Below are 13306 nucleotides of genomic sequence, written 5' to 3' on the forward strand. Positions count from 1 at the left end.
AATCAGGGGGGGATTCCCCCCCAGATTTTTTTATTTATTAAGAAGCATTTTTAATTCTTTTTCAAGATCCTTTATAGCTTGTTCTGGAGTTACCTGCCTTGTTAAAGCAGCATGTACATGCCTTTGTATTGAATCTGAAATTTCAGCGTAATTTACCGCCCTTGGTCTTGGCAAAGCGTTAATAAATACATCAAACAATTCGACCATAAATGGATTTGCCTTTTTTAATTCTGGCACATCATATACTTCCATCCTTGTTGGATTTTGTCCTGCATTTACCGCCTTATACAACTGTTCCTTTGAACTTGTTAAAAACTTTATTAATTTCTTAGCAGCTTCTTTTTCTTTTGGAGAAGAATTTGCATTTATTCCCAAATTCCAACCACCTAAAGTTGCAGCATGCTTTCCACCAGGACCTTTTGGCAATGGAGCAATACCAACTTTTCCCTTAATTGGAGAATCATCTGAATTTGCAAGTGACCATGCATACGGCCAATTTCTCATAAAGACTGCATTACCACTCTGGAATATCCTTCGTGCATCTTCCTCCATATACGTAGTCACACCTTCAGGTGAAATTCCATCTTTATAAATTAGATCTACCATAAATTGTAATGCTTCAATAGCTTTTGGATTGTTTACAATAATATTACCATTTTCATCAAGTACGTCTGTACCAAAGGACCACAAGTACTCCATAAAATCACAAACAAGTCCTTCATACCTTGCTCCTTGCCAAACAAAGCCTTCAATTCCCTCTGCTTTTGAGATCTTTTTAGCCATTTCTACAAGTTCGTCCCATGTTTCAGGTGGTTTTTTGTAACCATACTTCTCAAGCAAATCCTTTCTGTAGTACAAAAGACCCGCATCTGTAAACCAAGGCACTGCAACAATTCTTCCCATTACAGTAACAGACTTTACAGTTCCAGGTAAAAACTTGTTCAATTCGAAATAATCATAATCAGCTGTTAAATCTTCTAAAAATGGAGCAAATTCTGGTGGCCAAATAACATCTAGCATCAAAACATCTGGATCACTTTCTCCTGCAGCCAAATATGTAACGTATAAATCATGCCTTTCTGTTGACGAATCAGGCATTGGAATTACAGTTACAACGATATCTGGATTTTGCTTCATAAATTCTTTTAACTGAGCATAAAGTACCTCAAGTTCTTTTCCAACCCCACCCGATGTCATTGTTATGGTAGTAATAGCAAATGAAAAAGCAAACACAAATACCAACATACTCAAAACAAACAGTTTTTTCATATTAAAACACCTCCTTTTTTTGATGTTCAAAGTAATAGTAACATAATACCATGGAAAAATCTAAATTATATAAGATTCAGAATTTTATCAATAATCAAAAATATATTCTTATAATACCGTATAACTCAAAATATTTAATATTGGAAATGTTTCAAATAAAAAGATTTACACTTAGAAATTAATAGAAAAATAATATATTATTCTAAATTATCCTTAAATACATATTTTAAATTATATATTACTTCAAATTGCTTAAATTTGCTCTATTTTTCAAATACAATTAATGTGTTAGAATTATTTCGATAATCAAAAAAACTTGGAGGTGTTTATATATGAAGGTACAACTTCCTCAAAAAAGTATAAAAGATTACTTAAAAATTGCCAAAGAAGATGTAGAAGAGTTATTTGAAATGGCAAAGGACTTAAAAGATCTAAAAATAGTACACGTAAATGCAACATCATACGGTGGTGGAGTTGCTGAGCTTTTATACACCTTAATTCCCTTAATGAACGACTTAGGTATAAATACCCAATGGGAAATACTTGAAGCACCTATGGAGTTTTTCAATGTGACAAAGAAACTACACAATGCATTTCAAGGTGCCAAAGTTGATTTAATTGATGAAGAACTTGATCTTTATGTTAAAATAAATAAAGAAAATGCAAAGAATTTAGATTTAGATGCAGATGTTATAATTATACATGATCCACAACCTTACTTAATTCCAATATTTAAAGAGGGTAAATACATATGGAGATGTCATATAGACACTTCTACGCCAAATAAAAAGATATGGAATAAAATAATACCCATGGCATATGATAAATATTCAAAGGCATTATTTCATCTTGAAGAATACATACAAAAGCCTTTTGAACAAATTGCCATAGAATTTCCGCCAAGCATAGATCCACTAAGTGATAAAAACAAAAAGCTCTCGAAAGACCAAATACAAAAAATAGCAAAAAGGTACAACATAGATCTTGAAAGACCGATAATTACCGTTGTAGCAAGATTTGATCCCTGGAAAGATTTAAAAAGTGCTATTGATGTTTATAGAATTTTAAAAGAAAAATCTGACATTCAACTTTTAATAGTTTCTGCAATGGCAAAAGATGACCCAGAAGGTTGGATTTTATTTGAAGATATTTTAAGATATGCAGGAACAGATCCTGATATACACTTTTTAACTGATTTAAAAGGTGTAGGACATTTAGAAGTTAATGCATTTCAAACCATTTCTACTGCAGGACTCCACACAGCAACTAAAGAAGGATTTGGTCTTGTAATTGCAGAAATGTTATGGAAAGGAAATCCTATAGTTGCAAGACCTGTTGGTGGTATAAAATTACAAGTAATTGATGGATACAATGGGTATTTAAACACAGAAGTTAATGAACTTTCAAACGCATTGTATAAAATAATTTCAGACAAAAGTTTAAAAGATGAACTGGGAAAAAATGCCATAAAGAGTGTAAAGGAAAAATTCTTAACAACTTCACATTTAAAAAGATATTTGCAAATCATAAAAGAGGTGGTTTAATGGAACTTACTACAACAAAAAAAATACTTTTAGAATTACTTATTAAAAAAGAAACAAGTAGAAAAGAACTTGAAAACGTATTAAACATTACATCTTCCACCCTTTCATATACATTAAAAAAAATAAAAGACTACATTCTAATTTCCAATAGAAAAAGTATTGGTCTTGGAAGACCAACCCAATATGTACTTTTAAATCCAAATTATTGGTATTCAGTTGGAATAAAAGTGGGAAGAGATTACATAAATGCCACAATATTTAACTCAAAATTTGAAATCTTAGAAAAAAATGCATTGAAGATCACAAAAGAATATATGGGAAATGAAAACATTTCCAAGCTACTAGATTCCGTACTCTCAAAGCTAAGTCTAAAAGACAAAATAAAATCTATTGGCATAGCATTTTCTGGTAATGTAATTGATAAAAAAGTTAATTCCTATATATTAAAACTTAAAGACTACTCACCAAAAGATATCATTAAAAAGCATTTTGGTAATATCTCATTTACAATTTTAAATGATGTTGAAGCAATAGCAACGGAAGAATTTGTAAATCACGCTGGAGAAAAAATACTTGTTTTAAACTATGGAACAGGTATTGGTGCTTGCTACCTAGAATCATTAGACTATTTCAATAAAAACTATAAAAAAATAATAGAACTGGGACACTTTTACGCAGGTGGCAATGAAAAATGTTATTGTGGTTCAACAGGTTGTCTTGAAACTCTTGCATCAGAATACGCTATACTAAAAAAATATAAATTTAGAGACTTAAAAATTACAGAATTTATAGAAAATGAGGAACAATACGAAATAGATTTGAAAGAAATAAGAAAATTATATAAAAATTTCAAAAAGAAAGCTGAAATAATTTATGAAGATGTATTTAAACATCTAACCGTGTCTATTATCAACACGTTTAAACTCTTATCACCCAAAAAAATAATTTTGACAGGTGAGGGAGTTACCCCTTGGTTTTCGCAAGTTCTACAAAAAAAAGTTCTATCTGTTAGTAAAGAACCCATACCAATTGTATATAGAGGAATTGAAAGTAACATAGAACTTGGTGCAGCAATAACCGCATTGCAATATTACATTATTCAAAGCAAATTATAACTTCCGTACCTATTAAATAATCGGAGTTTATCTTAAGCTCACAATTTAAAATCTTACAAATATGCTTTACAATTGATAATCCTAATCCAGAACCATATGCCATTTTAATAGCATCTTTGCTTCTATAAAATCTTTCTGTAACTTTTTCAACTTCTTCTTTTTTTATTCCAATTCCACGATCTTTAACACGTATTTTATCTTTTTCAACGGTAATATAAATTTTGGAATCTTCATAAGAGTACTTTATAGAATTAGAAATAATATTTTTTAAAATTGTGTATAACATAAAACCATCATTAAAAAATTCCTTTTGAAATACTGATATTTCAAAAGACAATCTTTTTTTATTAATCCTTTCAGAAAATTCCTCTAAAATTTCTTTTAAGATTTTTTCCACATCAACTACATTTTTCTGTGGAGTATACATACCAAGTTCCAACATTGCGATAATTTTTAACTGCTTAATTATCCTTTCCATGCGTTTTATAGCATGTTCCATTTGTTCCAAAGGTTCTATATCTCCAAAAGTATCCCTTAATAGATACAAATTCCCCTTTATAACAGAAAGTGGTGTAAAAAGTTCATGTGAAACAGATGTCGTAAAATTTACTTTTGCCTCATTAATTCTCATTTCATCTGTTAAATCTTTAATATAAATAAAACCGTTAAAATACTTTAGTCGAACATATCTTTCATCTGAAAGATAAAAGAAATAAAACTTATCTTCTATCATAAAATTTTCTTTTTTGATTATTTTCTCCACCACTACATCAACTTTCTCAAAAGTAAAAACCGACAGTATGTCATTTCCTTCAAAAAAACCAAGAGATTTCGCAACTTCGTTAGAATTTAAAATTTTCAAAAAATCGAGTTTTATTATCGCATCATCGAAATTTTCAAAAAAACTAAAGTCTTCCATTATATCCCCTCGCATTAAATTTATAACCTGCTCCTCTAACAGTAATTATCCATTCCTTCCCCAATTTGTTTCTTATATTACTTATATGTACATCCACCACTCTATCGGAAATGAACTCATCCTTCCACACTAAATCTAATATTCTATTTCTCGAAAAAACAACATTTTGATTTTTTGCAAGTAGACATAAAATCTCAAACTCCTTAGCCGTCAAATCCACTTCTTGACCTTCTTTTAATACCACATAATCATCACAGTATATTTCCAAATTACCAAAGCGCAGTACTTCTTTCTTCCCGGAAACCCTTCTAAAATAAGCCTTTATTCGCGCCACTACCTCTCTTGGATTAAAAGGTTTTGTAATATAATCATCAGCTCCTATTTCCAATCCAAATATTTTATCACTATCACTATCCTTTGCAGAAATTATAATAATTCCAACTTCGGGATACTCTACCTTAATTTCAGGTAGTTCATCTGTAGATAATCCATCCGGCAACATTATATCTAACAGTATTAAATCGTATTTTCCTTCCTCCAATTTTTTTCTCAAATCAAAAACACTTTCAACTTCATCAATTTCAAATCCTTCTAATACAATATATTTCTTTAATACATCTCTTATCAAAGGATCATCCTCAACTATTAATATTTTTTTCATATATCTAACTCCTTTAATTCTTTACCTGTTTCAATGTAAACAATTTCCTCACACAAATTATTTAAATGATCTCCAATCCTTTCAAGATCTCTTGCAATTAGTATGTTAGTAATCATTATATCTTTCTCTTCCAATTTCGATTTTTCCCTTATTTCAATCTCTATTCTATCTAATTCTTTATCGCGTTCCCATATCTTCTTTAAAAGTTTTACATCTTTTGTTGAAAACGCCAAAAATGTATCGTGAAGCATTTTCAATGCAACGCCAAACATTTCCTTTATCTCTTTAATTATCCTGTATTTTATTCCTTTTTTTGTAACATCCAAAACCTTCTCAGCTATATTACAGGACAAATCGGCAATTCTTTCCAAATTATTCGAAAATTTTATCATCGTAATCACATATCTTAAATCTTTTGCTTTGGGATTATATCTTGCTATAATCTCATAAATCTTCTCTTCAATTTCCCTATTTAAAAGATCTATTGCATCATCATCTTCTATAACTTTATTTGCAAGATTTACGTCTAAAAACTCTAACGAATCGATTGAACTTTCAAATGATTTTGAAACAAAAGACAACATCTTTGAAATATCTGCTTTCAAAAGTGCATATTCTCTTTCAAAATGTAATGTCTCCATCTTATCACTCCTTAACCTATTTTTCCATTCAAATACGCTTCTGTTAATTTCGATTTTGGCTTTTTCACCATAGAAGAAGTATCTGAAAACTCCACTAATTCTCCCTGGTACATAAAAGCAATATAATCTGATATCCTTATTGCCTGTGCAAGGTTGTGAGTTACTATTACTATTGTATAACTTTCAGATAATTTTTCCAATAGAGATTCTATCTTTTGAGTAGCAATTGGATCCAAAGCAGAAGTTGGCTCATCTAAAAGCAATACCTCTGGTTCGATAGCTAGAGTTCTTGCAATACAAAGTCTTTGTTGTTGACCTCCCGATAGAGCATTTGCACTTTTTTTTAACTCATGTTTTACCTCATCCCATAGAGCTGCTTGCTTTAGAGACTTCTCTACTATTTCGTCCAATTTATTCTTTCCTTTTATACCATGTATTTTCAATCCAAATGCAATGTTATCATATATACTCATAGGAAAAGGTACGGGTTTTTGAAATACCATTCCAATTTTCTTTCTCAAAATAGTAATATCGTCTATTTCTCTATAGACATCTTTTCCCTCAAATAATATTTGACCTTCAACTCTAAATCCAGGAATCGTGTCATTTATTCTATTGATACTCCTCAAAAGTGTTGACTTACCACAACCAGATGGCCCAATAATAGCGGTAATTTTATTTTTTGCCACATTAAAACTTACATCTTTTACCACCTTTTTATCGCCATAGTATGCACTAAAATCCTTTATTTCAATCATCTCTTGATACCTCCAATTTTAAAAGCTAAAAAATATAAAATTAAAACAAAAATCAGGAGTAATGCCGCACTTGCGCTAGCCATCCAAATTGAACTCTTCCCATATGCAGCTATAAGATAGTAAATATGTGTGGGCAAAGTCATAACTGGAGAGAAGATGTTTTTGGGTAATGAAGTTGCGTAAAAGACAGCACCAGTAATTAAGATTGGAGCGGTTTCCCCTAAAGTTCTACCAAAACCTATCAAAGAAGCAGTAACTATCCGTGTTCTTGCCGCAGGAATTAAAACTTTAAAAATCACCTCATTTTGCTTTGCACCTAACGCATAAGCTGATTCTTTCAACTCATTTGGTAAACTCGATAAAGCCTCCTTAACCGAAGAAGAAATAACAGGCAACGTCATTAAAGAGAGCGTAAGTGAAGCAGAAAGAACACTTGTTCCAAATCCCAACGCAATGGAAAACATAGCATATCCAAAAAGTCCAAATACAATTGAAGGAAGCCCACTCAAAGAAGTTACAGCCCAATCAACTATCCTAGATAAAATACTATTTTTATATTCTTCTAAAAAAACGCCTGTAAAAATCCCAAGTGGTATTGAAAAGGCTGCACTCACAGTCACTATATAAAAACTTCCCAAGATCGCCGGAAAAATCCCTCCTTTTTTCATTCCATCTGATGGATATTCAGTAAAAAAATCCAAAGAAAAATACCTTATACCATCGAATATTACAGACATAATAAGTGATAATATCAAAAAAACCACAAAATAAGTTAATACCTTTAAAAAATAATTCATAAACCTATCCATCTATTCTACCCCTTTTCTTTGCATAATAAGTAAGTATTAAAGATATACATAAGAGTATTAAACCAGCAAGGAACAAAGCATGATAATGCATACTATTTACACCTGCTTCTCCAATTTCACTTGCAATTGCCGCAGTAAGAGGTTTTATTGGATCAAAAATTGAAGTGGGAATTATTGCCGCGCCACCACCAACTAGTAATACAACCATTGTCTCACCAATAACCCTATTTATAGTTAATACCGCAGCATTAAGTATTCCATTTATAGAAGCCTTTGTTGTTATTTTTAGTGTTGTAATAAATTTACTTGCACCAAGTGCCAGCGAACTTTCTTCTAGCTCTCTAGGTACATCTTCTAACGAATCCGTCATTAATGATACTGAATAAGGCAACGAAAGGAAAGATAACCCTAATACAGCAAGGAAAAGATTTTCTGTTGACCAAATATCAAAATTAAGTAAAATAGGAGAAACAAATATTAAAATTGCTGCACCAATAATTACTGATGGAACACCAGATAAAACTGAAATAATGTATTTTATTATATGTTTTTCTCTATCACTTGCATATGTATGCAAATAAAAGGAAATAAAATAACCAAGTGGAATGGTAATCACAGAAGAAAGTACAGTAACAAGCAATGTATCCACTATAAGTGCAAGCATTCCAAACTCTGGTGGATCGTAAGTAGGATACCAATACAAACTTATAAAAGGTTTTATTTTTAAATGTACAATTGCGGGCAAGGATTCCTTTACTATGAAAAATATCAAAAAGATGAGCGCTGCAATGGAAAACAGCGCGAATGTAAATATTAAAGTCAACTGAAAATAATATTTTATATTTCTCATATAATTCCTCCTAAAATCCGTATGCTGCTACATATCCAGCTTTTTCAACTAATTCTTGCCCCTCTTTAGATAATCCAAACGTAATGTACTTTTTTATAGCTCCTGAATCTGGATATCCATTTGTTGCATCCAAAAACATATAAAGTGCTCTTGAGATTGGATAAACTCCATTTAAAATATTTTCTTTTGTTGGTAAAATATCTTCAACCTTTAACACTCTCACATCATCTGTAACATATCCAATGCCAACGTATGCTATTGCATATGGATTCTTTTCAACTGTTTCCAATTCAAATCTTGTACTTTCAACCATACGTACCCACGGTGCCATCTTTTCTTTGTTTAAAACAATTTTTTCAAATGTTTCAAAAGTTCCAGATGCTGTGTTTCTTGAATATATCTGTATTTGTTTTTTAGGTAAATTTGGATCAACCTGATTCCAATATCTAATTTTTCCAGTATATATCTTCTTTAAAGTATTTAACGATATTTTTTCTAAGTTCAGATTTTTATTTACAATTATGGCAATACCATCATATCCTATAACAATAGGTATAAAATATCTTCCTTCTTTGTGCATCTTTGCAATTTCACTTTCCTTTAACCATCTACTTGCATTCGCTATATCCGCAGTTTTGTTAAATAAAGCTGCTATTCCCGTAGATGAACCTGCTCCTTCTAATGTTATTTCAAGATCAGGATAAATCGTTTTTAATTTCTCAATCCAAAGCTGTGCGATAGGAAATATGGTATTTGAACCCTTTATCACTAGAGTTTCCGAAAATAAAAACACAGTAAATACAAAAAGAATTAACACAAGAAACTTTCTCATAAAAAACACCTCCTGTTTTTAGTCTCCAGGAGGATTCTCTCAAAAATTTATTTAAAATATTTTAAATTATATTAAGAAATGTTAAGATTACTCCCATTCTCTTCTTAAAAGTCCCATTACAATTACATCCCAATATTTTCCATCCCTAAATAACTCTTCCCTTAAAACTCCCTCTTTTTTAAAACCAAGTTTTTCATAACTCCTTATAGCCCTTTGATTAAAAGAATAGACATGTAACTTTATCTTATTAATATTCATTTCTTTAAACACAAAATCTACTAAAAGTTCCATTGCTTCTGTTCCATATCCTTTATTCCAGTAAGACATTCCAAGAAAAATACCAAGTTCACACACCGAATTCTTCCAATCTACCTTATTAACACCACATCCTCCTATATACTCATTGCTTTCTTTTAACTCAATTGCAAAAGAATAGTTATCAGAAAAAGCATTAAAACCCTCATACCATTTTATTTCATCTTCTACCCTCAGAGGATATGGAATACCGGGTATTGTGTATTTTAAAACATTGTTCACCATCTTTCTTGCTTTTTCTAAATCCTCCCTTCTGTATTCCCTTAATCTAACCTTTTTACCATCTAACACAAATATTCCTCCTTTCTTACAAAATGTTATAATATAATTAGGGGGAAAATAATGGATAAGAAAAAAATATTCGAATCAATTTTTAATTTAGTAGTCAACTTTACACAGTTTTTTCAACAAAATAGCACTTTTTCGAAGATGACAACAAATGAATTCTACTTATTCTTATTCGTCAATTTTAACTCACCTGTATCTATGAAATATTGCTCTGAAAAAATGGGACTTTCCAAAAGTGCTATTACCGTACTTATTGACAAATTGGAAAATAAAAAATTGGTTAAACGAAACCGTTCAAGTGAAGATAGAAGGCTCATACTTATTTCCCCCACCAATAATGGTAAAAAGCTCTTTGAAAGTTTTTCAAAGGATTTTTACAAAATAATAGATTTTACTATTTCAAAGATCCCAGATAAAGAACTAGAAATTATAAATAAAGGATTTGAACTACTTCTTAGAAATATCTCCAAAAAATAACTCTTCTTAATTTTACACCAAAAACAAAAAATTTTTTAAATAACTGTTCATAATCGGCTTTAATAACTTAGCCAATAATTTTGTTTTATTTTATAAATAGTTTATAATATAAATGATTTAAAATCTAAACTATTTAAGAAGGTGAAAAAATGATATTTATAACAGGTGGTTCTGGACATTTGGGGAATGTCTTAATAAGGAAATTAATATGTAATGGTGAAAAAGTTGTAACTCTTGTTCACCCAAGTGATAAATGCGAAAGTTTAATGGATTTAGATGTGAAAATTATAAAAGGTGATGTTAGAGATTATAATTTGGTAAAAAACATAGCAGAGGATGCCGATATAATAATACATCTTGCTGCAATTATTTCAATCCTTCCATGGGAAAAAAGACAAGTCTTTTCTGTTAATATAAATGGTACAAAAAACATATTAAATATTGGAAAAAGGCTTAACAAAAAAATAATTTACGTTAGTTCAGTACACGCATTTATAGAACCTAAAAAAGGTACAACAATTGATGAAAGTATAGAAATAAATCCCAAAAAAACCGTTGGAATTTATGGAAAATCAAAAGCTTTTGCTGCACTCGAAGTCTTAAATGCAGCAAAATCCGGCCTTGATATCATAACAATATGCCCAACAGGTATTATTGGACCATATGATTTTAAACCATCTGAAATGGGAAAATTCTTTATACACTATTTACAGGGAAAATTAAAATACATAATAAATGGCAGCTTTGACTTTGTCGATGTAAGGGATGTTGCAAATGGAATTATAAAATTAATAACCTATGGAAAAAAATCGGAATTTTATATTTTAGGAAACAAGACTATTTCAATAAAAAGGATTGTAAAGTTATTAAACAAAATTACAGGAGAAAAAAAATCCCCAAAAACAATTAACTCACGCTTTGCCTATTTTATATCATGGCTTGCCGCAATATATGGTTTTTTTACAAATACAAAACCTCTTTTTACACCTTACTCAATCCACACACTTACTAGAAATTACAAATTTTCACACAAAAAAGCGAAAAAAGAGATTAATTACACTCCTCGCCCAATTGAAGAGACACTCTTTGATACACTTGAATGGTTTAAAAATTATCTAAGAAATTCTTTAAATTTCACTTATTTCCACCATGTTTAACAAATCAATTACATCTTCTTTTTTACATAATTCTGTGCCAGGCGTCATAACAGCTGCAGTTCCAGCGGCATTTGCCCATCTAAAAGCTTCCTTTCTTCCTAGTTCTCTTTTTAACACATAAGCTGCCAAAAAGGAATCTCCTGCTCCCACAGCACTTTTCACTTCTACATCCAAAGGCTTTGCATAATAACATTCATCTTCTGAAACTAACATAGCACCCTTACCACCTAAGGTTAAAAGAATTTCCTTTAAATTAAACCTTTTCAAAATCTTCTTACCTTCTACTTTAAAATCTTCCAAGCTCTTTAATTTTTTTCCGACAAGTCTTTGAAATTCATGTTCATTTGGTTTTATAACATCTGGATTTCCAAGAAGTCCCGCCTTAAGCTTCTCACCATCCGCATCAAAATATACATATACTCCCCATTGCTTTAACGCAAATATTATTCCAGTGTAAAAATCTGGTGAAACTCCTTTTGGAAGGCTTCCTGAAATTATGATTACATCACCTTCTCTAACAATTGCATTTAAAACTTCAAGAATCACTTGTAGTTTCTTTTTCGAAATCTTTTCACCTGGCATACTAAATCTATACTGTCCTTCTTTTGTCTCCATTATTATATTAGTCCTTGTTTCAACTTCTACCCTTATAGTACTATAAATAACACCTTCTTTATCAAGCATTTCCTCAATTCTTCGCCCAGTTTCACCACCAAGTAATGAAATAGCAACAGATACTCCACCAAGTTCTTTAATTACTCTTGAAACATCTATACCCTTTCCCGCTGGATAGTCAACAACATTTTTTACGCGAATTGTATCATCTAAAACTAATTTATCAACGTATAAATACCTATCCAAACAAGGATTCATCGTAAGCGTAAAAATCAAAATTTCACCCCTTTCAAAAAGGCCAGATTAAATCTGGCCTTAAATTACTAATCCACCATCCACTCCTATTACTTGACCTGTAATGTATGAGGAATCATCAGATGCTAAAAATAGATAAACCTTTGCAACTTCTTCTGCTTCTCCCATTCTTTTTAAAGGTATTTTTTCATTTAAAGCTTGTATTATTTTCTCAGGAACTTTTTCCGTCATTGGCGTTTTAATAAACCCGGGAGCTACTGCATTTACCCTAATTTGTGCACCTTTTCTTGCAAGTTCTTTTGCCCATGTCTTTGTCATACCAATTATACCTGATTTTGTTGCGGCATAATTTGTTTGGCCTATATTTCCATATACCCCCACAACTGATGAGGTATTTATGATACTTCCTTTTCCATTTTTTAACATTATTGGTGCAACAGCCTGTGTCATGTTAAAAACACCCTTTAAATTGACATCTATTACTTTATCCCAATCTTCTTCTTTCATCTTTAACAATAAAGCGTCTCTTGTAATTCCAGCATTATTTACTAAAACATCTATTTTACCGTATTTTTCGACTATTTCGTCCACCATTTTCTTAATTGCACTCCTATCACAAACATCTAATTTATAAGTATCAATACTTTCATTTTCCTCCTTTAATTTTTTTAAATTTTCCTCAACTACATCACAAGCTATCACTTTTGCCCCTTCTTTTGCAAATAACAAGGCTGCAACCTTCCCTATTCCACTACCTGCACCTGTAATTATACAAACTTTTCCTTCTAATTTCATATTCTA

At 30.8% G+C, this 13306-nt stretch carries 15 protein-coding genes; 4 read left to right on the forward strand and 11 right to left on the reverse strand.

The window, feature by feature from the left end:
* Positions 1–30 precede the first annotated feature (30 nt).
* Positions 31–1269, reverse strand: coding sequence for an ABC transporter substrate-binding protein (locus tag AS157_RS07275; RefSeq protein ID WP_077288603.1), 1239 nt, complete (start codon positions 1267–1269; stop codon positions 31–33).
* A gap of 332 nt (positions 1270–1601) precedes the next feature.
* Between AS157_RS07275 and AS157_RS07280 the strand changes: the two genes are divergently transcribed.
* Positions 1602–2813: a glycosyltransferase gene (locus tag AS157_RS07280; RefSeq protein ID WP_077288604.1), complete on the forward strand. Its 1212-nt coding sequence runs from the start codon at positions 1602–1604 to the stop codon at positions 2811–2813.
* Positions 2813–3928, forward strand: a complete 1116-nt coding sequence (locus tag AS157_RS07285; RefSeq protein ID WP_077288605.1) for an ROK family transcriptional regulator — start codon at positions 2813–2815, stop codon at positions 3926–3928. Before AS157_RS07280 ends, AS157_RS07285 begins: the two co-directional genes overlap by 1 nt.
* Here AS157_RS07285 and AS157_RS07290 read toward each other — a convergent pair.
* The 8 genes from AS157_RS07290 to AS157_RS07325 form a co-directional block, all read right to left on the reverse strand.
* Positions 3909–4847, reverse strand: a complete 939-nt coding sequence (locus tag AS157_RS07290; RefSeq protein WP_077286985.1) for a sensor histidine kinase — start codon at positions 4845–4847, stop codon at positions 3909–3911. The genes AS157_RS07285 and AS157_RS07290 overlap by 20 nt on opposite strands.
* Positions 4834–5508, reverse strand: a complete 675-nt coding sequence (locus tag AS157_RS07295) for a response regulator transcription factor (RefSeq protein WP_075665163.1) — start codon at positions 5506–5508, stop codon at positions 4834–4836. Before AS157_RS07295 ends, AS157_RS07290 begins: the two co-directional genes overlap by 14 nt.
* Positions 5505–6149 (reverse strand): phosphate signaling complex protein PhoU, encoded by a 645-nt coding sequence (gene phoU, locus AS157_RS07300; RefSeq protein ID WP_075665164.1) that lies wholly within the window; start codon positions 6147–6149, stop codon positions 5505–5507. Before phoU ends, AS157_RS07295 begins: the two co-directional genes overlap by 4 nt.
* 11 nt (positions 6150–6160) lie before the next feature.
* Positions 6161–6907, reverse strand: a complete 747-nt coding sequence (pstB, locus tag AS157_RS07305) for a phosphate ABC transporter ATP-binding protein PstB (RefSeq protein ID WP_077288606.1) — start codon at positions 6905–6907, stop codon at positions 6161–6163.
* A complete protein-coding gene (gene pstA / locus AS157_RS07310) occupies positions 6904–7716 on the reverse strand; it encodes a phosphate ABC transporter permease PstA (protein ID WP_077288607.1) in 813 nt (270 codons plus the stop codon). The genes pstB and pstA overlap by 4 nt, the downstream gene beginning before the upstream one ends.
* Positions 7709–8566, reverse strand: a complete 858-nt coding sequence (locus AS157_RS07315; RefSeq protein WP_077288608.1) for a PstC family ABC transporter permease — start codon at positions 8564–8566, stop codon at positions 7709–7711. Before AS157_RS07315 ends, pstA begins: the two co-directional genes overlap by 8 nt.
* A gap of 10 nt (positions 8567–8576) precedes the next feature.
* The gene (locus tag AS157_RS07320) at positions 8577–9398 is read right to left on the reverse strand and encodes a phosphate ABC transporter substrate-binding protein PstS family protein (protein WP_077288609.1); all 822 of its coding nucleotides are present in this window, start codon (positions 9396–9398) and stop codon (positions 8577–8579) included.
* An 87-nt stretch (positions 9399–9485) separates the two neighbouring features.
* The gene (locus AS157_RS07325) at positions 9486–10004 is read right to left on the reverse strand and encodes a GNAT family N-acetyltransferase (RefSeq protein ID WP_077288610.1); all 519 of its coding nucleotides are present in this window, start codon (positions 10002–10004) and stop codon (positions 9486–9488) included.
* A gap of 51 nt (positions 10005–10055) precedes the next feature.
* On the opposite strand from AS157_RS07325, the gene AS157_RS07330 reads away from it, so the two are divergent.
* Together AS157_RS07330 and AS157_RS07335 are read left to right on the forward strand one after the other, a co-directional pair.
* Positions 10056–10478 (forward strand): MarR family winged helix-turn-helix transcriptional regulator, encoded by a 423-nt coding sequence (locus AS157_RS07330; protein ID WP_077286996.1) that lies wholly within the window; start codon positions 10056–10058, stop codon positions 10476–10478.
* Between the two features lie 149 nt (positions 10479–10627).
* Entirely contained in the window at positions 10628–11635 is a 1008-nt protein-coding gene (locus AS157_RS07335; RefSeq protein WP_077288611.1) for an NAD-dependent epimerase/dehydratase family protein, read from the forward strand.
* Here the strand turns inward: AS157_RS07335 and AS157_RS07340 are convergent.
* Both AS157_RS07340 and fabG read right to left on the reverse strand, forming a co-directional pair.
* Positions 11606–12526 (reverse strand): 1-phosphofructokinase family hexose kinase, encoded by a 921-nt coding sequence (locus AS157_RS07340; RefSeq protein ID WP_075665172.1) that lies wholly within the window; start codon positions 12524–12526, stop codon positions 11606–11608. The genes AS157_RS07335 and AS157_RS07340 overlap by 30 nt on opposite strands.
* 39 nt (positions 12527–12565) lie before the next feature.
* The gene (gene fabG, locus AS157_RS07345; RefSeq protein WP_077287000.1) at positions 12566–13300 is read right to left on the reverse strand and encodes a 3-oxoacyl-[acyl-carrier-protein] reductase; all 735 of its coding nucleotides are present in this window, start codon (positions 13298–13300) and stop codon (positions 12566–12568) included.
* Positions 13301–13306 lie beyond the last annotated feature (6 nt).

The organism is Thermosipho sp. 1244, from assembly GCF_018588215.1.
GTDB classification, from domain to species: domain Bacteria; phylum Thermotogota; class Thermotogae; order Thermotogales; family Fervidobacteriaceae; genus Thermosipho; species Thermosipho affectus.